The sequence below is a fragment of the endosymbiont of Lamellibrachia barhami genome, assembly GCF_011947365.2.
GTDB lineage: Bacteria > Pseudomonadota > Gammaproteobacteria > Chromatiales > Chromatiaceae > QGON01.
Genome location: NZ_JAAVSH020000001.1, coordinates 3356697 through 3381156, shown reverse-complemented (window position 1 = coordinate 3381156; position 24460 = coordinate 3356697). Strand labels below are relative to the sequence as shown.

The following is a 24460-nucleotide window of genomic DNA, read 5'->3' as shown; positions in this document are numbered from 1 at the left end:
TACGACAAATGTACTTGTAGCCATGCTCCTGGAGCCACTGGATGTTTTCTTCCGATGCGATTCCCGCATCCATGATAATGGTCGGGGCAGGTCGTAGATCCAGCGATGGATGGCTATCATCCGCCCCTTTCCCAGGCACTTCTTTGTTGGACTCGAGCGGTGAACGCAGCTGCTCGATCATCTGCTCCAAGGTGGCCGGCTCGCTGACATTGCCAGGAAATATGCAGTGTGCCGTCAATAGGGAAATGTTATTTTATGTCACTACATTTCTGATTTCAGGAAGGTTAAAAATATATCCCATTGATTTATAGCGATTCTTTTTTTATCATCTTACGAAAATTTAGCGGATTGGGTCGATATTGGAGAGCTCAGTGACAAAGATGGGCTAACTCATTGGATTTATGTGCAACGGTCGGCTCCATGTTTGCTGCGCAACTGCGCAGCGTGGGTGGTCGAGATATTAGTCTGAAGCAATGACTCTATTCAAGAAAGAAAAAATCGCGTTATTTGCATCTTTTGCGGACTGAAAACACTGCTTGATCGACATTGATTTAATTTAGATCCAGCGACAGCGTCGTCTGCTGGCCTTGACGCAAAACCACCAGATCAATGCTATCCGCTGATTGCAGATCTTTGATCAGGCCCATCGCCTGCCTGTCATCATTTAACGGAACACCATTGACAGAAGTGACGAGGTCGGATGGCCGTACACCAAGACGATTATAGAGATCCCGGTTTTTCTGCGGCAAAATTCGATAACCCTTCAACTGTTTGCCCGTGCGAACCGGTACGAAACGAAGATGTTGAAAAATCTTCAACGGTTCGCGCTTGAACATCTCCTTGTATGTGCCCAGAGAAGAGGAAGACGATGCCTTGGATGCAGATCTCGATCTGCTGCTGGTTACCACAGACTTGGAAGCCCTAGGGAAATGCAGCACCTCCGACTGACCATTTCTGAGCAATACAACACGGTCTTCATGCACCGCCTGCAGAGTAACCCCACCCATAATCTTCTTGCCAACCTTGTAATACTCCTGCTCTGAGCCAGCCTTGCCGATGATTGCAGCGCCAAGTTCAGGTTTAGTATCGGCAAAAACGCCATGCAGCGTCAGGTTAAGGCTTGTCTCGGGTGCTCGCTCTACAACCATCGGGGCGCTTCTTTTTATGGCCCCTGGCCGGCCGAACACATGCAGAGCGGAGAGACGGTCCGACTGATCTTTAAGGGAGCGGCCAGGGTGTTTCGTTCCAGTGAGCACCTCCCCGCTACGAACGATATGCTGTTCAGCGGGGACAGGTATCACCTGCCAGGTGATCTGGGCCAGAACATAGGCAACCAGAACCACAAGTACCAGCAACGCAACTTTGGGTAAAGTACGGCTGACCAATTGATCCAACCACCCGGGGCGACCTGACTCTCCCCAGATCCCCATCGCGCGTTGAGCTGTACCTGTAAAATCCATAACTACCATCGATTCCTAAGGATAACGAATCAGACTGACCTTCTTCCTGATCTCATCTATATAGTCTCTATTTATACGCTTAACCATCTTCTCTGCAAGTTTTCGGTCGACTTCCGGGCCAACCCGCACACGATAGAATCGTTTACCCTGAACCGATGTGAATTCGATATGTGCAGGCAGATCTCCCTTTTTTAGCCGCTTGACCAGTTTGTCGGCATTTTTTTTATTGCTGAAACTAGCCACCTGAATCATCCAGGCTGACGGAGTGGTTCGCGCAATTTTCCCCGTTTTATTGTTGCTGGATGTGGCAGCAGGTTTCGGCTTTTTCGGCACGATTTCCAGGCTGCTCTCATTTCGTGAGACCGATTGATCAAACGATGGCAGGATATTGACTTCAGCCCCGACAGACTTTTTCGGCATTGCCGGTATGTTGGTGCCTTTGATCGCTTTATTCAGCTTGGCCGGAGTTTCCAGCAGCATGGGTACAAATATAACCACCAGCGAAACCAGCACCGTTCCACCTATCAACCTGCGTTTAAGCCTCTCCTCCAAAACCGGATACCTGTCAGAAATCAATAAATCGTATTAGGAGAGTATATCAGGCGCCCACAAAAACATTGGCGACTGGCTCCAGATATTGCAGTGCTTTGCCAACGATAAGGAACGAACCGAATACCAAGACCCGATCATCCCTGCCAGCATTAGCCATTGCTGCCTGCAAGCCATCGTTTACCGAGGCAAATCGGCAGACTCTGCTATCGCTACCGGCCTTTCGTAACGCTGTCTCAAGCTGCTCCGCCGTACAAGAGCGGCTACCGGACAACTCCACCAGATACCAACTGTCCACGTCCTGGTCCAGTACCTGGATCACCCCGGCGATATCCTTGTCCGCCAGCATGGCGAAAACGGCCAGCACAGACCCTTTCGCAGCACTCTCCCGTAGATTATCCCTCAGCGCCTCAGCCGCCTGAATGTTATGCGCCACATCCAGCACCACAGGAACATCCCCGTCTATCAACTGATAGCGGCCAGCCAAACGCACAGAGGCCAAACCCTTTGTTACGTCTTGTGGTTCGACAGCTATTCGGGAAGAAAGTTGTTCGACAACCGCCAGCACCGCAGCGGCATTTTGCAATTGAAACGCCCCTGGTAACGCAGGCATTGGCAGATTGGGATATTCTTGGCAACCGCCTTCCCAGTGCCATCCATCATCACTTGGAGTGGCATGAAAATCCACGTCCACCCGACACTGGATCGCCCCAATCGACTCTGCATGCTGATAGACAGAAACCGGCAATCCTTTATCAGCCATGATCACCGGACGATTGCCACGCATGATGCCCGCCTTCTCCGCACCGATCTGGTCCAGGGTCTCTCCCAGCCAATCGGTATGGTCCAGCGCAACCGTGGTGATCACCGCTACATCCGCATCGATGATATTCGCCGCATCGAGACGTCCTCCAAGCCCGACTTCCAGAATCACCAGGTCCGGCGTCAATTCAGCGAAAATATCCAGTGCCGCCAGGGTACCGAACTCAAAATAGGTTAATGCGACTTCACCCCGCGCATCATCCACGCGTTGGAAGGCACAGCACAACTGCTCATCCGACACTGGGATGCCATTCAGCCGCACACGCTCATTGTAGTGAACCAAATGGGGGGAGGTGTAAGCGCCGGTGCGATAACCTGCCTGCATGAAGATCGACTCCAGCATGGCAACAGAGGAACCCTTGCCATTGGTTCCCGCGATCGTCACTACCGGAGATGCAAGCCCTGAAGGCCTCATACGCTGCCAGACACTGTCGACACGATCGAGTCCCAACTCGATCTCGTGCGGATGAAGTGACGACTGCCACGTCAACCAGTCGTCCAGACTGTTAAAACGCATGTTGGGTAGGGTGTTGAAGAAAGAGGGGGGCTATGGGCGTGGCTTGTGCATGAATATGCTTAACAGATCGGCGATGCGGTCACGCATGTCGCGACGATCAATGATCATATCGATCGCACCATGCTCCAGCAGGAACTCGCTGCGCTGAAACCCCTCCGGCAGGGTCTCCCGGACGGTCTGTTCAATGACCCTGGGACCGGCGAAGCCGACCAGAGCTTTAGGCTCTGCCAAATTGATGTCACCCAGCATGGCAAGACTGGCAGAAACACCACCCATGGTTGGGTCGGTCATAACAGAGATATAGGGCAAGCCGCGCTTCTGTAACCGATCCAGGGCAGCGCTGGTTTTTGCCATCTGCATCAGAGAGAAGAGCGACTCCTGCATGCGGGCGCCACCACTGGCAGAGAAACAGATCAGCGGGATATGGCGTTCCAGAGCGACACTCACCGCACGCACAAAGCGTTCGCCGACCACTGAGCCCATGGAGCCAGCCATGAAGCTGAATTCAAAAGCCGCCACAACCACTTCCAGCCCCTTGAGCTGGCCGCGCATCACTACCAGCGCATCTTTTTCACCGGAGTTTTTCTGCGCCTGACTCAGACGATCCTTGTACTTCTTGCTGTCTTTGAACTTCAGGGGATCGACCGATTCAAGAGACGATGCAATCTCCTCCAACGGCTCCGGATCGAGAAACGACTCCAGCCGACGCCGGGCGCCCAAACGATTGTGATGGTTGCATTTAGGACAGACATCCAGGTTCCGCTCCATCTCTGCACGATAGAGAATCGCATTGCACCCTGGACACTTGTCCCAAAGACCTTCGGGAACCGCCCGTTTGCTGCCGCCATCTGTACGAATGCGGCTTGGCATCAATTTTTCGAACCAACTCATGGGTGAGATTCTACCTCATAAATGTGCCAGAAGTCAGGAGCCTTAATGAACAGCATCCATTGCCCTGCGCATACCGGACAAAATTTCCGCCAGCGCAGGACCGATTTCATCCGGTGTCTCTTGCAGCGCCTCAACCCGGGATACCAAGACGCTACCGACGACGACCGCATCAGCAAGCTGAGAAACTGCTGCTGCTGTCGCTGCATCCTTGATGCCGAATCCAACCCCCACGGGAAGAGCTGTTTTCTCCCTGATCTGCTCCAGCTTTTCCGCTACCGCAGCGGTATCCAGCTGGCTGGAGCCGGTTACGCCCTTGACGGAGACATAATAGACAAAACCACTCGCCGCATTGCAGATCTTACCAATTCGACCAGGGGTACTCGTCGGCGCCAACAGATAGATCTGGTCTATTGCCTTATCACGCAGTGACTGCAACAGATCTTCCCCCTCTTCCGGCGGAATATCGACGATCAGCACGCCGTCGACGCCTGCGGCACTGGCTGCCCCGGCAAAGGTGGCGTAACCCATGACCTCGATCGGATTGAGATAACCCATCAAAACCACCGGAGTATTCTGATCTCTCTCCCGGAAGGTCTTAACCATCTGAAAAATATCATGCAGACCGACATGGTGCTCCAATGCCCTTTCACTGGCCCGCTGAATGACAGGGCCATCCGCCATGGGATCAGAAAAAGGCACGCCCAATTCAATCAGGTCAGCACCCGAAGAAACCATGTCATGCATCAAACCGACAGTTATCCCAGGGGTCGGATCACCGGCGGTGATAAAGGGGATCAATGCGGTTTTGCCCTGTTCCCGCAGATCATTGAATCTCTGACTGATACGACTCATATCTCGATGCCCTCCCGTGCCGCCACGGTATGCATATCCTTGTCCCCCCGTCCGGAAAGGTTGACCAGGATGATTTTGTCACTCTCCATTGCAGGTGCAAGTTTGGCCGCGTAGGCCAGCGCATGACTCGACTCCAGCGCGGGGATGATCCCCTCTATTTTGGTCAAAGCGTGGAAGGCATCCAGCGCCTCTTCATCCGTAATCGCCACATACTGCGCCCGCCCGGTATCTTTCAGCCAGGCGTGTTCAGGGCCGACACCAGGATAATCGAGACCGGCAGAGATGGAGTGGGTTTCGATGATCTGGCCATCCTTGTCCTCCATCAGATAGGTGCGGTTTCCATGCAATACACCCGGCTTTCCGACACAGAGCGGCGCCGCGTGATGTCCGGTTTCCAACCCATCTCCAGCCGCTTCCACGCCGTAGATATCAACTGCCGCATCATCGAGGAACGGGTAGAAGAGACCTATCGCGTTGGAACCGCCACCGACACAGGCAACCAGAACATCAGGCAGCCGGCCAGCCTGCTGTTGAATCTGCTCCCTTGCTTCACGACCGATCACGGTCTGAAAATCCCTCACCATGGCCGGATAGGGATGGGGGCCGGCAACGGTGCCGATGATATAGAAGGTATCATCGATATTGGTGACCCAATCCCGCATCGCCTCATTGAGCGCATCCTTCAGGGTTTTGGATCCCGACTCCACTGATCGGACCTCGGCGCCCAGCAGTTTCATGCGGTAGACGTTGGCCTCCTGGCGGACTATATCGACAGCCCCCATATAGACCACACACTCCAACCCCATCCTGGCAGCTACCGTAGCGGTCGCCACACCATGCTGGCCGGCACCGGTCTCGGCGATGATTCGGGTCTTGCCCATGCGCTTTGCCAGCAGCGCCTGGCCGATGGTGTTGTTGACCTTATGCGCGCCGGTATGATTCAGATCCTCGCGTTTCAGATAGATGCGTGCGCCACCCAATTCCCGGCTCCAGCGCTGCGCAAAATAGATTGGGGAGGGCCGCCCTACATAGTTGGCGAGATCCTCATCGAGCTCCTTGAGAAACTCCGGGTCCTGCATATATTTCTCATAGGCAAGGCGCAAATCCTTGAGGGGTTCCATCAGGGTTTCTGCCACGAACAAGCCGCCATAGACACCGAAATGGCCTCTATCGTCCGGCTGGGTGCCAATAATCTTTTCAGCTGTTGTCGCCACGCTTCACTCCTTCAATGAAGGCCGCTATTTTACCAGCATCTTTGATGCCTTTGGACTGTTCGACGCCGCCGCTCACATCTACCGCATAGGGGTGAACCTGCCGCACAGCCGCTTCAATATTGTCCGGATTCAATCCACCGGCAAGGATGATCCTTGAGGCCAGATTCTCAGGTATCCGTTCCCAGTCGAAGGCCGTTCCTGTGCCACCTGGCTTACCGGGTTCATAGGCATCCAACAGCAGCCCGGCTGCGCCTCGAAATTCACTCGCCGTGGCGGCCAGATCGATCCCATCGCGCATGCGCACCGCCTTGATCCAGGGTCTGCCGTGGCCTTTACAAGCCGCGGCATCCTCTTTCCCATGGAATTGCAGGAGATCGATATGTACCTCCTGTAGCAGACTTGCGATCCGCGCGCGATCCTCATCCACAAACAGGCCCACTACAGTGACAAATGCCGGTAAAACCTCGACGATCTTCCTGGCCTGCTCCATACTCACCGCTCTTGGGCTGGGCGGATAGAACACCAACCCAATCGCATCAGCCCCCTGCTGAACGCCCACAAGGGCGTCTTCCGGTCGGGTGATACCGCAGATTTTGATCCTGGTTCTCATAAAGCATGGAAAGATACAGGATAGCGCCTGACTGCGCTACGCCAATCACAACTCGCCGTCAGGTGGCGTTTGTCTGAATCGGGTTGCCGGTTCCGCTGCGCTTGAACCGACCTACAAAATGTAGGCCTGGTCAAGTGTAGCGGACCAGGCGCTCCCTGCTACGCGGACAATGAGATATCCGGTGCGTCAGGTAACGAATAGCTATCGGGGTACTCAACTTTGGTGAGATAGAGTCCCTGCGGCGGGGCCGTGACGCCACCTTTTGTACGATCACGCAACTCAAGGATCTGTCGTGCCCAGGATTCCCTCTGCTCTCCACGACCGATGGCCATCAGCACACCGGCAATGTTCCTCACCATGTGGTGCAAAAACGCATTGGCATGAACATCGATCACCACCATCTCGCCTTCCCGGCTCACATCTAGCCGGTGAAGGGTACGTACCGGGTGTTTGGCCTGACATCCCAACGCCCTGTAGGATGAGAAATCATGCTCACCCACCAGTGCCTGCGCCGCCCGGTGCATGCTCGATTCATCCAGGGGGTGATGCACCCAGACCGCACGATCCCGCCACAGAGCAGAACGCATCGGCCGATTTAGAATGTGATAGCGATAGTGCCGCCCGATAGCCGAAAAACGTGCATGAAAATCGTCCGGCATCTCTCGTGCCCAGGCAATGCTGACATCTCCCGGCAAATTGACATTTGTCCCCAATATCCAGGAGCGGCGACTCCTGACCGCCTCCGTCTCAAAATGAACCACCTGTCCTGTTGCGTGAACCCCCGTATCGGTCCTTCCGGCACAGTGCAGCCTCACAGGATGATCCGCCACTCTGGAAACGGCTTCTTCGACGCACTGCTGCACACTGCGCACATCATCCTGGGTCTGCCAGCCGTGAAATGCCGCGCCGTCGTATTCAACCCCTAGGGCAACTCTCATCTATTTCTCTTCATGGATACAAAAGAAAAGGGGTGCAGACTGCACCCCTTCAGAAGACATCTCTTACGACAATATCAGGATGACATCTTTTCAAGCAATTGCGTGGCCTCTTCCTGCTGCTCATCGTTGCCTTCACTGGCCACCTCTTCGAGGATATTTCTTGCACCCTCTTCATCCCCCATATCCACGTAAGCGCGGGCCAGATCGAGTTTGGTATTCACTTCATCTTCTGCACCCAGTTCCATCTCCTCATCGAAGGTCAGTGAGTGGGGTGCGATAGCTTCGTCAGCCTCACCCAGATTCTCACTGTCGCTATCCAACAGATCAGACCCTTCGCTCTCTTTTGCATCCAGATCTTCGGAGAGCGACTCCAATTCACGTTCCAGGCTCTCAAGATCAAGATCGTCGAGGGACTCGGAGTCGTCGATGCCTATTATGCTGCTGGTTGCAGAGTCCGTATCGTCGGCCAAGTCTCCCAGGTCCAGATCCGCAAGCACACTTTCGGTATCTGGTGATGTATCGAGCTGCAGACTGTCATCCAATCCTTCGGATGGCGTGGCATCCTCCAGCAATCCTGAATCGAGTCCCAGACTGGCAAGATCGATATCCAGCAGTTCAGAGTCAGTGGTGTCGGATTTCGTCTGGTTTGCGGCATCATTTTGTGCCACCGCATCATCGGCCATTCCCGAATCTATGGATAACCCAGAATCCAGAGCACTGGGTTCCATATCATCCAGATCAGAGAGTTCACTCAGATCCAGGGAATCAAGGTCGTTATCAAGAGCATCCATGATATCGACAGATTCTGGGGCAACTGGTGCAGGGCTCGACAGATCGAGAGAAGAGTCGTGCAGCTCACTATCCAGATTCAAACCAAGATCGTCGAGTTCATCATCCATGCCCGATGCAAAACTGTCCGCCGTCGGCATTGCGTCCGTAGCAGAACCAAACAGACTGTTTTCCGGATCGAGTTCCCTGCCCATGGCGGAGATTCTGCTCCAGACATCCGGGTTCGTGGTTGCGATACCCGCAGCAGAAAGCGCACCGGCTAGTGCGGCAAATGCACTCGTATCTTTTGCCGAATAGTGAATCTCCAGCAGCTTGTGCTTCAGTTCCGCACGCTCAGGGGCCTTTTCGATCGCCTGCTTGACCAGTTCTTCAGCCTGCTGATAACGGCCATAGGCGATATAAACATCAGCTTCGGAGAGAGGATCGACCTCACCGGTTTCATCCTGCAGTGCATCGATGTCACTGGGAGAAAAATCACTCAGGAATGATGTTTCATCTGTCAGTTCGTTGATGGAACCCGCCTCCACCTGGGCCGCTTCAGCTGCAGGCTCTCCATCTGGAGTGACAAGAATACTTTCGGCAAATTCCGCTTCAGCCTCCTTGCGGCGCCGCATGATCAGCCATAGCAGCGAGAGCAGGAGCACCCCAACAGCACCCACTATACCCATCAGGGTTGTGTTGCCGGTCAGGGCATCCAACAGCCCTCTCTCCTTAGGCTTTTTCTTTACGATCGGTTTTGGCGCAGTCTCCTCTGCGACCCTGGTCGGAGTCACAGGTGGCGCAACCACGGGAGCAGGCTTTTCTGTAACAACAGGTTCAGGTTTCGCCTCTTGCACCGGTTCAGCAACAGCAGCACTGTCTGCACTTTGCTGCATGGCCTCTTCGATAGCAGACTCAATATCTGCCTCTTCGATGACGGGTTCGTCGGAAACCGGCAGCACTTCCTCTTCGGCTATCACTTCTGGGACCTGAGATTCAAGAAGCTGCGTCGACTGTAACTGTGCAAGCTGATCGCTCTTCAGGGTCAGAAGCCGCTGGATGTCCGCCAGTTGAGCTTCCAGGCCCTTGATCCGACCGCGTAGTTCCTCACTCTCCTGGCGCGTGGATTCATTGGATTCACGTACCAGCAAAATCTGTTTTTCAAGACGTTGGATATCTTCTTTCTGATCGGCTTTGCCTTCCCTGTCGACGGCCTCATCGGCCTCTGGCTTGGCAGAGACCAGCTTCAGGCGATCATCCTGAGGAGCTGGCGTTGGCTTGACGTCTGACTGGTCGGCCGTCGCAGCTTTGCCGCGACCACGATTCTCTTTCCAGGCGCGTGTTTGGGCCAGGAATTCGGACCTAGCTTCACGGGGTGCAAGCGCGGATGGATCAGCACCGTCTGGAAGACGCAGGATCTTGCCAACCTTCAGACCATTGACATTATTTCGGATAAAAGCCCGCGGATTATGTTCCAGCAGCGCCATCATAACCTGCTCGTTGGTTTCACCTTCGCGGCGCATCGACTTGGCGATAATCCAAAGATTGTCATTACTCTTGATGGGACCGTATTCGCGGGCACCAGTATCACTCCTGCTGGTAGCAGCCGGCTGGCGGGATGTAACCGTCCTCCTGCTCTGCACGGGTGTTGGTCTGCTCGCAGGCGCAGTCTGCACAATCGGAGCAATAACCGGCGCCGGTTTGCGTTTCACCGTAACCGGCGGATCCAGTAGTACTGTGTACTCTCGGACCAGACGACCCTTCGGCCAGTTAACCTCAATAAGGAAATTGAGGAAAGGTTCACGCACGGGGTCCCGACTGCTCACCACAATGACCACTTTGCCATCACTGCGTAGAGTCGGTTTAAAGGTCAAGCCGGAAAGCATAAAGGGACGCTCAACACCGGCCCGAGCAAAGGCTGCTTGAGAAGCCAGCTCTACCCTGACGTCCTGCACCTCATCAGATTTCACTGATATCAGATCGATATCCGCTTTGAAATATTGGTTGAGAGACGATTGAGTATGAATCTCACCCAATCCAAGCGCATAGGCGCCCAGTGGTGACAGGGCTGTTGCTATAGCCACTGCCAGGGACAGCTTACGAATCATGCTTCCTCCTTGCCTGAACCACCCCACTCACCCGTGGATGAGAAGCAGATACAAAGGGTTTATTTAAATCCAGATGGAACATTATGAATGATAGAATAAACTTAATATTATCCGCATAACTATAGCTTATAAATAGTCTTTTACCAAAACTTCAACAATCTTCACAACATTTGCCGCAATACCTGAACGCAGATTGTCAGCCACTGTAAAAAGTGAGAATTGCGTTGCGTTTTTCCCTACAGACCTGATCCTGCCGACTGTGATCTCTTCCTTGCCTGAAGCATGGCTCACTGGACTGACACAGGCATCGTTTTCACTATCCACAAGCGTTACACCCTCAGTCTCTGCCAACAGCGACTGCAGGTTCTTCAATGTTAGCGGCCGGGAAGTTTGAAACTGAACCACCTGTGAGTGTCCGTAAAAAACAGGCGCTATGGCAGTTGTCACGGTTAACGAAAGATCATCGCATCCAAGGACATTCAGGGCATCCTGCTCAGCCTTTGTCTCACCGAGGGTGCTCCCGTCTTCGTTGACCTCGTCCACTATCGACAAAAGATTGAATGCAATCTGCTGGGGAAACAGTACTGGAGTTATCGGTTTGGCGTTGAGCAACTGCGCAGTCTGCCTCGCCATCTCTTCCACGCCGGCATGACCGAAATCTGAAACGGCCTGATAACTGACCACCGAGACTTGTTCAAGCCCCACCCTGTCCAGCACGGGTTTGAGAATCCTGACCAACTGGCTTGTGCCTGCGTCCGGCAGGGTAATGATGCCCCCTTTCGATACAACTTCCATTGACTCAGGATTGACCCAGCCGACCACAGGTGGCAGATCTGTCGCCTCCAGCAGCCGGGCACCGATATCCAGAATAATACAACCGGCATCCTGTGCGAGATCAAGCCAGTCTCCAGCAGAGGAGTCTTCGCCGGTCGAAATAACAATACGGACTTGGGTGAAATCGAACAGCGACAGATCAGCAATGGTCAATGCCCGTTTCCCGAACTCAACCGTATCTCCCGCCGCCTCCTCATCCCCGAGCACCTGCACGCTACCGGCAAGCATGGGATGCGAAGAGATGGCCTCCAGTAAGGCTTCACCAACCAGACCGGTCGCGCCGACCAGTGCAATATCCACTTCAGGGTTCATATTCTGTTCAATCTCTAAATTATAGGGTTCGGTTCCCCGCAATTCGTTACGAAGAAACACCGGGAGCGGCGGGGCCGTGTTCAGTTTCCACTATTCATGAAGAACCCCGTACACGCTATTTGCGCGCCGGGGCCATCTTCTTCCGGGCATTGGAGCAAAGTCGGCCCCAAGCATTTAATCAATCAGCTCTCTATGAGAATACGCAACATCCGTCGCAAGGGTTCCGCCGCACCCCAGAGAAGCTGATCACCCACCGTGAAGGCATTCAGGTATTTCGCACCGAGATTCATCTTGCGCAGACGACCCACCGGCACCACCAGGGAACCGGTCACTTTGGCCGGCGTCAACTCCTGTACAGTGATGTCCCGTTCATTGGGCACTACCTTGACCCAGTCATTGGCGGAACCGAGGATCTCTTCCACCTCATCCATCGGCACATCCCTGCGCAGTTTGACCGTCAGTGCCTGACTGTGACAGCGCATCGCGCCAATGCGCACACAGGTTCCGTCGATGGGCACAGGATTGTCGGTACGGCGCAGGATCTTGTTGGTCTCGGCAAAACCTTTCCACTCCTCCTTGCTCTGGCCATTCTCCCGTGCCACATCGATCCAGGGAATCAGAGCACCCGCCAACGGCGCACCAAAATTCTCGGTGGGGAAGCTGTCGCTGCGGATGACATCCGCCACCGCCTGGTCGATGGGGAGAATCGGCGAGTAGGGATCATCCAGCTGCTCATTGCTGACAGCCGCCTTTACTGCGCCCATCTGTTTGATCAACTCCCGCATGTTTTTGGCACCGGCGCCGGATGCAGCCTGATAGGTCATAGCAGTCGTCCACTCCACCAGATCCTCCCGGAAGAGACCACCCAGCGCCATCAGCATCAGACTGACGGTGCAATTGCCCCCGATGTAGTCCTTGACGCCACTGCTCAGGCCATCGCGAATGACGTTGTCGTTGACCGGATCGAGCACGATAATGGTGTGATCCTTCATACGCAGGCTGGATGCCGCATCGATCCAGTAGCCGTCCCAACCCGCAGCACGCAACTTGGGGAAGACCTCATTGGTGTAACCGCCACCCTGGCAGGTAAGGATTACATCCATTTTCTTCAGTTCATCGATATCCGTCGCATCCTTGAGCAGCGGAATCTCTCTGCCGATGTCGGGACCCTTCTGGCCCGCCTGGGAGGTGGTGAAGAAGACCGGCTCTTCGATATCGGCAAAATCGTTCTCTTCGCGCATACGGCCCATCAGGACCGATCCGACCATGCCACGCCAACCTACAAATCCAACTCGTTTCATCTGTCTCGTCTCTATTTCAATTAACCGCAAAGAACGCGAAGTACGCAAAGATCCTTATCGGCGTGAACAATGACTTTATTACAGCCTTTGCGTTCTTCGTGGTTACAACATCACAGCGCCGCGACCACCGCATCGCCCATGGCGTCGCAGCTGACCTCGGTTTTTCCCTCGGACATGATGTCCTGGGTCCGCAAGCCATCGTCCAGCACCTTGTTGACCGCCGCCTCGATACGATCCGCCATCGCGGCTTCGTCCAGACTGTAACGCAGCATCATCGATACCGAGAGGATGGTGGCCAGCGGGTTCGCCTTGTTCTGCCCGGCGATATCCGGCGCAGAGCCGTGGATCGGCTCATACATGCCCTTGCGGTTCTCATCCAGCGAGGCGGAGGGCAGCATGCCGATGGAACCGGTGAGCATGGCGGCGCAATCTGACAGAATATCACCGAACATGTTGGTGGTAACCATCACATCAAACTGTTTCGGCGCCCGCACCAACTGCATCGCAGCGTTATCCACATACATGTGACTCAGTTCAACATCCGGGTAGTCGTCGCCCACACGGGTGGCGACCTCACGCCACAACTCAGTGCACTCCAAGACATTGGCCTTATCCACGGAACAGACCCGTTTGTCACGCTTCATGGCGATGTCGAAGGCGACGCGGCTGATGCGGTCGACCTCGGACTCGGCGTAGACCAGGGTATTGAAGCCCTGTTTTTCGCCATTATCGAGCTCACGCACGCCCCGGGGCTGGCCAAAGTAGATGCCGCCGGTCAGCTCGCGCACGATCATAATATCGAGACCCGAAACCACTTCCGGCTTCAGGGTCGAGGCATCCGCCAGTTGCGGGTAGAGGATCGCGGGACGCAGATTGGCAAAGAGATTGAGACCGGCGCGCAGACCCAGCAGCCCCTTCTCAGGACGGATGGAGATGTCCAGCCCTTCCCATTTGTAGCCACCGACTGCACCAAGCAGAATCGCGTCCGCCTCCTGCGCCAGTTCCATAGTTGCTTCAGGCAACGGACTACCGGTGGCATCGATGGCAGCGCCACCGACCAGCGCCTCGTCCATCTCGATATCCAGGCCAAAATCGTCACGCAGTGCGGCCATCACCTTTACCGCCTCGGTAACAATCTCAGGGCCAATGCCGTCACCCGGTAGAATCAGTATATTTTTGCTCATATTATTAACCGCAAAGAACGCAAAGAACGCAAAGTTTAAAGATTATTCACCATGCGTTTTATCCCGAACTTCATTCTCCTAACATTGAAATTTAATAAATAACCCAGTCTAAAATCACCTAACTTCAGGTAATTCAACAACTGTGCATCGTGTATCTCGCTTAGCAATCGGACCGCTTTGATCTCTATGACGATCATTTGATCGACAAGCAAGTCTATCCTGTAACCGCCATCAAGCTTGAGTCCATCATAAACCACTGGCAATTCAACCTGCCTCGCGGTTGGGATGTTTCTTTTGCGCAGCTCATATTCCAGGCATGTCTCATAGGTTTTTTCTAACAGTCCAGGCCCCATCTCTCGATGAACCTTGACCGCTGAATCTACGACCTGACGCCCGCTCTTTTCGATATCCATCCCTTACATCCTTGTAACTGTTTTTCTTAGCGCTCTTAGCGCACTTTGCGGTTCTTCAACCAAATAACCAGGGCGCTTCCTGGCGCCGGCGTACTTCATAGGCCTTGATGGCATCCACATGCTGCAGGGTGAGGCCGATATCATCGAGCCCATCGAGCAGGCAGTGCTTGCGGAATGCATCCACCTCAAATGGAATGACCCCATTCTCTGCTACCTTCAATTGCTGTGCCTCTAGGTCCACAGCTATCTCCAGAGGCTTCTCTCCACCTGCCACAGCAAACAGGTTATCTATTATTTCTTCTGATAAAACAACAGGTAATATTCCATTCTTAAAGCAGTTATTAAAGAATATATCCGCAAAACTGGTGGCGATTATGACCCGAAACCCATAATCTTCCAACGCCCAGGGCGCATGCTCACGGGAAGAACCACAACCAAAATTATCGCGTCCCAGAAGGATGCCCGCCCCCTGGTAGCGGGGGTCATTGAGGACAAAATCCTCATTCAACAAGCGCTTGCTGTTGTCCATACCCGGCTCGCCATGATCCAGATAGCGCCATTCATCAAACAGGTTGGGACCAAACCCGGAACGTTTGATCGACTTAAGAAACTGCTTGGGAATGATGGCATCGGTGTCCACATTGGAACGATCCAATGGACAGACGAGGCCGGTAAATGTCTCGAATTTTTTCATAATCAGATAGCCATAAAGTACGCGAAGAACGCCGAGTAAGATAAAGAAAAACAAATAGTTTTTCTCTCATTACGTCCTTCGTGGTGAATCAGAAATCCCTCACATCCACGAAGTGCCCGGCAATCGCAGCCGCGGCAGCCATCGCAGGACTGACCAGATGGGTGCGCCCACCCTGCCCCTGCCGGCCCTCGAAATTGCGATTCGAGGTCGATGCACAACGCTCACCCGGCTCCAGCCGGTCGGCATTCATGGCCAGACACATGGAGCAGCCCGGCTCACGCCACTCAAATCCTGCATCAACGAAGATTTTGTCGAGTCCTTCGGCTTCCGCCTGCTGCTTCACCAGTCCGGATCCCGGAACGACCAGCGCCAGTTTGATGTTGTCTGCTACCCGTCTACCCTTGGCTACCTTTGCAGCCTCGCGCATGTCCTCGATACGGGAGTTGGTGCAGGAGCCGATAAAGACCTTGTCCACATCGATCTCACTGATCGGCGTGCCCGCTTCGAGTCCCATATAGTCCAGCGCCCGGCGCATGCCTTCCGCTTTGACCGGATCATCGATCTGATCCGGATCCGGCACCCGCGCATCCACGCAGACCACCATCTCGGGAGAGGTGCCCCAGGTAACCTGAGGTTTGATCCCTGCCGCATCGATGTTGACGACCCTATCGAACTCAGCACCTTCATCACTGTGCAGGGTCTGCCAGTTGGTGATGGCCAGCTCCAGTACCTCACCCTCCGGTGCATAGGGACGGCCTTTGACATAGTCGATGGTCTTCTCATCCACTGCCACGAAACCGGCCCTGGCACCCGCCTCGATCGCCATATTGCAGACCGTCAGCCGACCTTCGATGGAGAGGTCACGGATTGCCTGACCACCAAACTCAATGGCGTAACCGGTACCGCCGGCGGTGCCGATCTCACCGATGACCGCCAATACGATGTCCTTGGCAGTAACGCCGGGGGCGGTCTTGCCGTCGACGCTAATCAACATCGATTTCGACTTCTTCTGGATCAGGCACTGGGTAGCGAGCGCATGCTCAACCTCCGAGGTTCCGATGCCGAATGCCAGTGCACCCATGGCACCGTGAGTGGAGGTGTGGGAGTCGCCACACACCACCGTCATGCCCGGCAGGGTAGCACCCTGCTCCGGCCCAACCACATGCACTATGCCCTGACGGATGTCGTTCATGGTGAATTCGGTCAAACCAAACTCTTCGCAATTGGTATCCAGGGTCTCCACCTGTATGCGTGCAATCGGATCGGAGATATCCGCGATTCCGTTGGGACGACTCGTGGTGGGTACGTTGTGATCAGGCGTGGCCAGATTGGCCTCGACACGCCAGGGTTTACGGCCTGCAAGTCGCAACCCTTCGAAGGCCTGGGGTGAAGTCACCTCATGCACCAGTTGCCGGTCGATATAGAGCAGTGCAGTGTCGTTTTCAGCGTAACGCACTACATGTGAATCCCAGAGTTTGTCGTAAAGGGTCTTGTTAGTCATCAGCCTTGCCTCATCATGATTGTGAAACCATAGGATGTCCTGATATATAATACAAATTCATATTTTTCATATTTTTTATTCTATTTAGGAATACATGTGGAATTCGCCAATCTACGCGCCTTTGTAGAGGTCACCCGCTCCGGCTCATTCTCCCAAGCTACCGGGATCTTATTCATCACCCAGCCGGCGGTCAGCAAGCGGGTCGCCGGGCTGGAGACGGAACTCAACTGCCGGTTGTTTGATCGCATCGGGCGGCAGATTGTCCTTACCGAAGCGGGGAGACAGCTATTGCCGCGGGCAGAACAGATAGTCGAGGAGATCACCGACATCCGGCGTGAGCTTTCCAATCTGAGCGGCGAGGTCGGAGGCACACTGGCCATGGGCACCAGCCACCATATCGGCCTGCATCGTCTACCGCCCTTTCTTAGAAGCTATGCTGACAGCTACCCCGCAGTCACACTTGATATCCGTTTCATGGGATCGGAAAAGGCCTGCCTTGCAGTGGAGAGTGGAGAGCTGGAACTGGGCGTGGTCACACTGCCTCTGCAGCCCTCCCGAAATCTGCTGACGCAGCAGGTTTGGCACGACCCACTCTGTTTCATCGTGGGGGAGGAGCACCCGCTGGCCGGTCGGGCCAACATCGGGATTGAAGAGCTTATCCAACATCCTGCGGTCCTCCCGACCCTGGGCACCTACACGCGAACACTGCCGGAAGATCGCCTCGAAGCAGAGGGATATAAGATCAACTGCAGCCTCTCCACCGACTATCTGGAGACATTGAAGATGCTGGCGTCGATCGGATTGGGCTGGGCTCTGCTGCCGGAGACCCTATTGACGCCAGGACTGATCAGACTCAATGTTGAAGAGATCCGACTGGAGCGCGCGTTGGGTTTGGTGACACACCGGCAGCGGACTTTATCGAACGCGGCGCAGGCGATGCAGGGATTGATACTCCCACCTAGGAGTTTGGGGTCAGAGTAAAAACCCCTGTAGGAGCGTACTTTGTCCAATGTGCGCAGGTGATGCAGCAATTGATAAAAGACAGTGGCGAAAAGATTATCGTTTAACCGCCCGCAGTATGACGAATTTCGGATCAACGGAGAGCTGTTCCACATTACCAAACAGACGTTTCAGTTTGGCGTGATAGTTGAGATGACGATTACCGACGATACGCAGCTCTCCCCCGCGTTTTAACACCTTCACCGCCTGACTGAACATACGCCAGGCGATGAAATCACCCACCACCTGCTGCTGGTGAAAGGGGGGATTACAGAGAACCAAATCCACGGTTTCAGGGGTGATACCGCTCAATGCATCCGCCACTCTGAACACCGCGCTATTTCCCAGGCCGGAAGCCTCAAAGGTCGCCTTGGCGCTGGCAACCGCCATGTAGGACTCGTCCACGAAATGGATTCGTGCATGGGGATTTCTTTCCGCTGCGATGAGACCCACCACACCGTTGCCGCAACCCAGATCCACAATCTCTGACAACCCCTGCGCCGGAATATGTTGCAGCAAGAGCCGAGTGCCGATATCAAGCCTGTCGCGGGAAAATACATTGGCGTGGTTGATCAGTCGATATTCGCTATCTTCCAACGAATAAGAGAGCGGATAGGGAGAGGATGAAACCGGCAGTGTCGTGTCTGGATCGGAAAAGATCAGGCGCGCCTTCTTCTTTGCCAGAGAGGTCCTGGTCGGCCCGATGACCGACTCAAACAGTTTCAGAGTGGAGCTGTGGATCTGCTTCACCATACCGCAGCCGATGATGCGGCAGTTATCCGCCAGATGGGGCTTCAGTCGCAGCAGTTCATCCTCCAGCAGCGCGAGGGTCTTGGTGACTCTGACCAGTACCAGATCGTAACGGGTTTGGTGGGTTTGGAGTGAATCGATAAGTGATACCGCGTCCACCGGCAATCCATTGGCTGACAGATTCTGCCGTGTAGCCTCTTCAGCGAGAAAAGAATCAACCTGACTCACCGGTGCAAATTGCGCCAAGGCTGTTCCAAGGGCGCCAAAACTGTCGTTCAGGATCAGGAGTTTGCTGCTCTGTGAAAGCAGATTCTCATCGGCAAGAAAGTTAAGAAGATACTCGTCCGCTGCATCCCAGGCACGCAGCTTCTCTTTAGAACGCACTGGATAGCGGCTGAGTGAAAATTCACCAAAGGGGGTGGCAAAACGCTCCATCTCAATCGACCGCCTGTAGCCCGCGTTTGATATAGACATCGTAGCGGGTGTTCGGGCCTTTGATCGACATGCTTGGCTCGGCTTCACCAAGAAAACCCGCCTTGGCCGGACGTTTCACCACGACTCTGGCCAGAGCGCACTCCCGCGCGGCCCGCAACAATTCAGCCGCATCCGGATCATCACCCACAAGAGTGCGGAAGACTCGCATCTCCTTTTTCACCAGGGCCGATTTCTTGCGATGGGGATACATCGGATCCAGGTAGACCACATCCGGTCTGTAGGCCTCTTTCAAACCCCGCATGAACAGAATGGCATCAGCCGAAAACAGTTCCATCCGCGCGGCAATCTGTCCGACGGCTGCATCCTCCAACGCACGATCAAGACCATCCTGCAACAAAGCAGCGATAACGGGAGAGCGTTCAAGCAGCTGAACTTTACAACCTAATGTCGCCAGTACAAACGCATCTCGATGAAAATCTGCTGACGCAGCAGGTTTGGCACGACCCACTCTGTTTCATCGTGGGGAGAGCACCCGCTGGCCGGTCGGCCAACATCGATTGAAGCTTATCCAACATCCTGCGGTCCTCCGACCGGCACCTACACGCGAACACTGCTGAAAGATCGCCTCGAAGCAGAGGGATATAAGATCAACTGCAGCCTACCGACTATCTGAGACATTGAAGATGCTGGCGTCGATCGGATTGGGCTGGCTCTGCTGCCGGAGACCCTATTGACGCCAGGACTGATCACCTAATGTTGAGCAGATCCGACTGAGCGCGCGTTGGGTTTGGTGACACACCGGCAGCGGACTTTATCGAACGCGGCGCAGGCGATGCAGGATTGATATCCACCTAAGGAAACTCTGCAGTTTGGGGTCAGAGTAAAACCCGTAGGAGCGTACTTTGTCCAATGTGCGCAGGTGATGCAGCACCGATAAAGACAGTGGCGAAAGATTATCGTTTAACCGCCCGCAGTATGACGAATTTCGGATCAACGGAGAGCTGTTCCACATTACCAAACAGACGTTTCAGTTTGGCGTGATAGTTGAGGTGACGATTACCGACGATACGCAGCTCTCCCCCGCGTTTTAACACCTTCACCGCCTGACTGAACATACGCCAGGCGATGAAATCACCCACCACCTGCTGCTGGTGAAAGGGGGGATTACAGAGAACCAGATCCACGGTTTCAGGGGTGAAACCGCTCAATGCATCCGCCACTCTGAACACCGCGCTATTTCCCATGCCGGAAGCCACAAAGGTCGCCTTGGCGCTTGCAACCGCCATGTAGGACTCGTCCACGAAATGGATCCGTGCATGGGGATTTCTTTCCGCCGCGATGAGACCCACCACACCGTTGCCGCAACCCAGATCCACAATCTCTGACAACCCCTGCGCCGGAATATGTTGCAGCAAGAGCCGAGTGCCGATATCAAGCCTGTCGCGGGAAAATACATTGGCGTGGTTGATCAGTCGATATTCGCTATCTTCCAACGAATAAGAGAGCGGATAGGGAGAGGATGAAACCGGCAGTGTCGTGTCTGGATCGGAAAAGATCAGGCGCGCCTTCTTCTTTGCCAGAGAGGTCCTGGTCGGCCCGATGACCGACTCAAACAGTTTCAGAGTGGAGCTGTGGATCTGCTTCACCATACCGCAGCCGATGATGCGGCAGTTATCCGCCAGATGGGGCCTCAGCCGTAGCAGTTCATCCTCCAGAAGCGCGAGGGTCTTGGTGACTCTGACCAGCACCAGATCGTAGCGGGTTCGGTGGGTTTGGAGTGAATCGATAAGTGATACCGCGTCCACCGACAATCCATTGTTTGACAGATTCTGCCGTGTAGCCTCTTCAGCGAGAAAAGAATCAACCTGACTCACCGGTGCAAATTGCGCCAAGGCTGTTCCAAGGGCGCCAAAACTATCGTTCAGGATCAGGAGTTTGCGACTTTGTGATAGCAGATCCTCATCGGCAAGAAAGTTAAGAAGATACTCGTCCGCTGCATCCCAGGCACGCAGCTTCTCTTTAGCGCGCACTGGATAGCGGCTGAGTGAAAATTCACCAAAGAGTGTGGCAAAACGCTCCATCTCAATCGACCGCCTGTAGCCCGCATTTGATGTAGACATCGTAGCGGGTGTTCGGGCTTTTGATCGACATGCTTGGCTCGGCTTCACCAAGAAAACCCGCCTTGGCCGGGCGTTTCACCACGACTCTGGCCAGGGCGCACTCCCGCGCGGCCCACAACAATTCAGCCGCATCCGGATCATCACCCACAAGAGTGCGGAAGACTCGCATCTCCTTTTTCACCAGGGCCGATTTCTTGCGGTGGGGATACATCGGATCCAGGTAGACCACATCCGGTCTGTAGGCCTCTTTCAAACCCCGCATGAATAGAATGGCATCAGCCGCAAACAGTTCCATCCGCGCGGCAATCTGTCCGACGGCGGCATCCTGCGACGCACGATCAAGACCATCCTGCAACAAAGCAGCGATAACGGGAGAGCGTTCAAGCAGCTGAACTTTACAACCTAATGTCGCCAGTACAAACGCATCTCGACCAAGTCCCGCCGTGGCATCCAGCACTTTTGGATTTAAGCCTTTCTTGAGTCCGACCGCTCTGGCCAGCGGTTGTCCCCGGCCGCCGCCGAACTGACGGCGATGCGCATTTTTGCCTGAGACAAAATCGATATAGAGCACTCCACCATCCGATGCCTGATGCAGTTCCAGACGTTGTGGGGTTTTGACCAGTTGCATATCCGTCGCAGCCCCATCCAGAGATTTGACCAGCTGCTCCAGCGGATGCGAATCAGGCCGCTTCATGATTGAGCCAACGCCAAACGATCAACATCGCCAGGAACGCATAACCCGCCGCGACCCAATAGGTGGGTCCCGGTCCGATCCCAGTCCAGAGATATCCACTGAGCAGACTGCCGAAGGCACCGCCACCACCAAAGCTGATACTGCTGTAGAGGGCCTGTCCCCGCCCCTGATGCTTACCGACAAAAAAGTGGTGGACCAGGTGGATGGCCGCCGCGTGAAAGGTACCAAAGGTGGCTGCGTGCATAACTTGGGCAAGCAATACCAGGAACAACTGGTCAGGCGCGCTGCCGACGATCACCCAGCGCACGACTGCAATAATCAGGCTTGCGATCACCACTTTTCGAGCGCCCCAGCGATGCAACAGCCGGTGCATCACCAGAAATACCAGGACTTCAGCAACCACTCCCAGCGCCCAGAGTTGGCCAATGAGGGTACTGGAATAACCGTGCTCTTCCATGTAGATCGAGTAGAAGGCGTAGTAGGCACTGTGACTCGCCTGCATGAGGAAGCAGGCGGCCAGAAACGCAATGACCTCCTTGCGCTTCAATACCGCCAGTATCGAACCCTGTTCATGGTGGGGCATTTTTGCGCCCCGCTCCGGCACCACGAGACTGCTTAGCCAGATACCAAGATAGAACACCAGCACCACCATCGGCACCAACCCGACCTCCATCCTGTCGATGAGATAACCGAGCCCGACGACCGTAATAATAAAACCGATGGAACCCCAGAGACGTATACGGCTGTACTGCTGGATTTGGTCACCCAGATAGCTGAGGGTCACCGCTTCAAACTGGGGCAGCGATGCGTTCCAGAAGAAACTGAACAGCATCATCACCAGCGCCAGCATCCAGAACCCTTCGGCGTAGAAGACGCCGCCAAAGATGATCAGCGCCATCAATGATGCAAGACGGACGATGGGCATACGCCGACCGGTGTGATCGGCGATCCAGCCCCAGACGTTGGGCGCGACCAGTTTGGTAAACATGATCACTGCCATCAACTCCCCTATCTCTGAGGGGGCGAAACCGCGGTCCTTTAGATAGAGTCCCCAGAACGGCAATAGCGCCCCGAGCGAGGCGAAGTAGAAGAGGTAGAAACCGGAAAGGCGCCAGTACGGCATTAAATAACAGGCGTACCCGAATGCACGTCCATATTCTGTCCACGATGGCGCAACATATGGTCCATCAGCACCATCGCCATCATGGCCTCAGCGATGGGGGTGGCGCGAATCCCGACGCATGGGTCATGACGCCCCTTGGTGACCACCTCGACCGATTTGCCTTCTTTGTTCACCGTGTGTCCCGGTAGCCTCAGGCTGGAAGTGGGTTTCAGCGCAATGCTGGCGAGAATATCCTGACCGCTTGAGATACCACCCAACACACCACCGGCATGGTTACTCTTGAAACCATCCGGCGTCATCTCGTCCCGATGTTCGGTACCCTTCTGTTCCACACAGGCGAATCCGTCACCTATCTCCACACCCTTCACCGCGTTGATACTCATCATCGCATGGGCGATCTCTGCGTCAAGACGGTCGAAAATCGGTTCGCCCAATCCCGGTGGCACACCAGTGGCAACCACATTGATCCGCGCACCGATGGAGTTCCCCTCCTGGCGCAGTTGATCCATGTAGGCCTCGAGTTCCGGCACCTTGTAGAGATCGGGGCAGAAAAAAGCATTTTCATTCACATCGTCCCAAACAAACTTCCCCGGTTTGATGGGGCCGAGCTGCGCCAGGTAACCGCGAATCTCGATGCCATAACGCACTTTGAGATACTTCTTCGCAATGCCGCCGGCAGCCACGCGCATGGCGGTCTCCCGCGCAGAGGAGCGTCCACCACCCCGGTAGTCACGAAATCCGTATTTCTGAGTATAGGTGTAGTCAGCATGTCCCGGACGGAAACGATCCATGATTTCCGAGTAGTCCTTGGAGCGCTGGTCCGTATTGTGGATGATCAGACCGATGGGCGTACCCGTGGTCTTGCCTTCGAAGACACCGGAGAGGATCTGCACTTCATCCGCTTCACGGCGTTGTGTGGTGTGGCGCGATGTCCCCGGCTTTCTTCGGTCAAGATCCCGCTGCAGATCCGCCTCACTCAATTCCAGACCAGGGGGGCACCCGTCGACGATACAGCCGATTGCCGGTCCGTGGCTCTCGCCGAACGAGGTTACGCTGAAGAGTTTGCCGAAGCTGTTGCCCGACATAAGGTTATCGCTCCAACCAGGCGTTGATGCCTTCCAGATCCGACTGGGTCAGATTACCCGCAGCCTGCTTCAACTGCAGGCCATTGAGGATGTAATCATAGCGTGAGCGTGCATAGTCACTCTGGGATGAGAAGAGATTTCGTTGCACGTTCAGCACATCAACGATGGTTCTGGTACCGACCTCGTAGCCAGCCTGGGTGGAGTCCAGCGCACTCTTGGCGGAGACTGTGGCAGCCTTGAGAGCCCCTACCCGGCTAATCGTGGAAAGTACGCCCCGATAGGCATT

Annotated in this window: 24 protein-coding genes; 1 reads left to right on the top strand and 23 read right to left on the bottom strand. The window is 54.7% G+C overall.

Translation table 11 applies throughout. From position 1 onward, the window contains the following. The 16 genes from G9Q73_RS15550 to leuC all read right to left on the bottom strand — a co-directional run. On the bottom strand, window positions 1-181 hold a 181-nt coding region (locus G9Q73_RS15550), incomplete at its 3' end, for a hypothetical protein (protein WP_304956606.1). A gap of 370 nt (window positions 182-551) precedes the next feature. Then, window positions 552-1460, bottom strand: coding sequence for a type II secretion system protein GspC (gspC, locus tag G9Q73_RS15545; protein WP_177420588.1), 909 nt, complete (start codon window positions 1458-1460; stop codon window positions 552-554). 15 nt (window positions 1461-1475) lie between these two features. Further along, complete coding sequence (locus G9Q73_RS20575) at window positions 1476-1958, bottom strand: SPOR domain-containing protein (RefSeq protein WP_177420587.1); 483 nt, start codon at window positions 1956-1958, stop codon at window positions 1476-1478. Between the two features lie 100 nt (window positions 1959-2058). Next, window positions 2059-3348: a bifunctional tetrahydrofolate synthase/dihydrofolate synthase gene (gene folC, locus G9Q73_RS15535; RefSeq protein WP_177420586.1), complete on the bottom strand. Its 1290-nt coding sequence runs from the start codon at window positions 3346-3348 to the stop codon at window positions 2059-2061. Between the two features lie 30 nt (window positions 3349-3378). After that, complete coding sequence (gene accD / locus G9Q73_RS15530; RefSeq protein WP_177420585.1) at window positions 3379-4239, bottom strand: acetyl-CoA carboxylase, carboxyltransferase subunit beta; 861 nt, start codon at window positions 4237-4239, stop codon at window positions 3379-3381. Window positions 4240-4281: 42 nt separating this feature from the next. Continuing rightward, window positions 4282-5091, bottom strand: a complete 810-nt coding sequence (trpA, locus tag G9Q73_RS15525) for a tryptophan synthase subunit alpha (RefSeq protein WP_177420584.1) — start codon at window positions 5089-5091, stop codon at window positions 4282-4284. Beyond that, window positions 5088-6305, bottom strand: coding sequence for a tryptophan synthase subunit beta (gene trpB / locus G9Q73_RS15520; RefSeq protein WP_177420583.1), 1218 nt, complete (start codon window positions 6303-6305; stop codon window positions 5088-5090). Before trpB ends, trpA begins: the two co-directional genes overlap by 4 nt. Then, the gene (locus G9Q73_RS15515; protein WP_177420582.1) at window positions 6289-6915 is read right to left on the bottom strand and encodes a phosphoribosylanthranilate isomerase; all 627 of its coding nucleotides are present in this window, start codon (window positions 6913-6915) and stop codon (window positions 6289-6291) included. The genes trpB and G9Q73_RS15515 overlap by 17 nt, the downstream gene beginning before the upstream one ends. 158 nt (window positions 6916-7073) lie before the next feature. After that, entirely contained in the window at window positions 7074-7853 is a 780-nt protein-coding gene (gene truA / locus G9Q73_RS15510; protein WP_177420581.1) for a tRNA pseudouridine(38-40) synthase TruA, read from the bottom strand. A 74-nt stretch (window positions 7854-7927) separates the two neighbouring features. After that, window positions 7928-10729 carry a FimV/HubP family polar landmark protein gene (locus G9Q73_RS15505; RefSeq protein ID WP_177420580.1) on the bottom strand — a complete coding sequence of 934 codons (2802 nt, stop codon included), beginning with the start codon at window positions 10727-10729 and terminating at the stop codon, window positions 7928-7930. 126 nt (window positions 10730-10855) lie between these two features. Beyond that, window positions 10856-11935, bottom strand: coding sequence for an aspartate-semialdehyde dehydrogenase (locus tag G9Q73_RS15500; protein ID WP_218649972.1), 1080 nt, complete (start codon window positions 11933-11935; stop codon window positions 10856-10858). A gap of 122 nt (window positions 11936-12057) precedes the next feature. Continuing rightward, window positions 12058-13176 (bottom strand): aspartate-semialdehyde dehydrogenase, encoded by a 1119-nt coding sequence (gene asd, locus G9Q73_RS15495; protein WP_177420578.1) that lies wholly within the window; start codon window positions 13174-13176, stop codon window positions 12058-12060. Window positions 13177-13286: 110 nt separating this feature from the next. Then, entirely contained in the window at window positions 13287-14360 is a 1074-nt protein-coding gene (gene leuB / locus G9Q73_RS15490; RefSeq protein WP_177420577.1) for a 3-isopropylmalate dehydrogenase, read from the bottom strand. A 35-nt stretch (window positions 14361-14395) separates the two neighbouring features. Continuing rightward, entirely contained in the window at window positions 14396-14773 is a 378-nt protein-coding gene (locus G9Q73_RS15485) for a GxxExxY protein (protein ID WP_177420576.1), read from the bottom strand. 55 nt (window positions 14774-14828) lie between these two features. After that, window positions 14829-15467, bottom strand: coding sequence for a 3-isopropylmalate dehydratase small subunit (leuD, locus tag G9Q73_RS15480; protein WP_177420575.1), 639 nt, complete (start codon window positions 15465-15467; stop codon window positions 14829-14831). Between the two features lie 88 nt (window positions 15468-15555). After that, window positions 15556-16968 carry a 3-isopropylmalate dehydratase large subunit gene (gene leuC, locus G9Q73_RS15475; protein ID WP_177420574.1) on the bottom strand — a complete coding sequence of 471 codons (1413 nt, stop codon included), beginning with the start codon at window positions 16966-16968 and terminating at the stop codon, window positions 15556-15558. A gap of 96 nt (window positions 16969-17064) precedes the next feature. On the opposite strand from leuC, the gene G9Q73_RS15470 reads away from it, so the two are divergent. After that, window positions 17065-17949 carry a LysR family transcriptional regulator gene (locus G9Q73_RS15470; protein WP_177420573.1) on the top strand — a complete coding sequence of 295 codons (885 nt, stop codon included), beginning with the start codon at window positions 17065-17067 and terminating at the stop codon, window positions 17947-17949. Window positions 17950-18024: 75 nt separating this feature from the next. Here G9Q73_RS15470 and G9Q73_RS15465 read toward each other — a convergent pair whose 3' ends face one another. The 7 genes from G9Q73_RS15465 to G9Q73_RS15435 form a co-directional block, all read right to left on the bottom strand. Beyond that, window positions 18025-19191 (bottom strand): methyltransferase, encoded by a 1167-nt coding sequence (locus tag G9Q73_RS15465; RefSeq protein ID WP_246345302.1) that lies wholly within the window; start codon window positions 19189-19191, stop codon window positions 18025-18027. After that, window positions 19154-19660 carry a class I SAM-dependent methyltransferase gene (locus G9Q73_RS15460; protein WP_177420572.1) on the bottom strand — a complete coding sequence of 169 codons (507 nt, stop codon included), beginning with the start codon at window positions 19658-19660 and terminating at the stop codon, window positions 19154-19156. Before G9Q73_RS15460 ends, G9Q73_RS15465 begins: the two co-directional genes overlap by 38 nt. Window positions 19661-20105: 445 nt before the next feature. After that, window positions 20106-21272 carry a methyltransferase gene (locus G9Q73_RS15455; RefSeq protein ID WP_246345300.1) on the bottom strand — a complete coding sequence of 389 codons (1167 nt, stop codon included), beginning with the start codon at window positions 21270-21272 and terminating at the stop codon, window positions 20106-20108. Beyond that, window positions 21235-21966, bottom strand: a complete 732-nt coding sequence (locus G9Q73_RS15450) for a class I SAM-dependent methyltransferase (RefSeq protein ID WP_177420571.1) — start codon at window positions 21964-21966, stop codon at window positions 21235-21237. The genes G9Q73_RS15455 and G9Q73_RS15450 overlap by 38 nt, the downstream gene beginning before the upstream one ends. Further along, the gene (locus tag G9Q73_RS15445) at window positions 21953-23089 is read right to left on the bottom strand and encodes an MFS transporter (protein ID WP_177420570.1); all 1137 of its coding nucleotides are present in this window, start codon (window positions 23087-23089) and stop codon (window positions 21953-21955) included. Before G9Q73_RS15445 ends, G9Q73_RS15450 begins: the two co-directional genes overlap by 14 nt. Further along, window positions 23089-24174 carry a chorismate synthase gene (gene aroC, locus G9Q73_RS15440; RefSeq protein ID WP_177420569.1) on the bottom strand — a complete coding sequence of 362 codons (1086 nt, stop codon included), beginning with the start codon at window positions 24172-24174 and terminating at the stop codon, window positions 23089-23091. The genes G9Q73_RS15445 and aroC overlap by 1 nt, the downstream gene beginning before the upstream one ends. Window positions 24175-24178: 4 nt before the next feature. Further along, the coding region (locus G9Q73_RS15435; protein ID WP_177420568.1) for a TolC family protein at window positions 24179-24460 on the bottom strand (282 nt) is incomplete at its 5' end.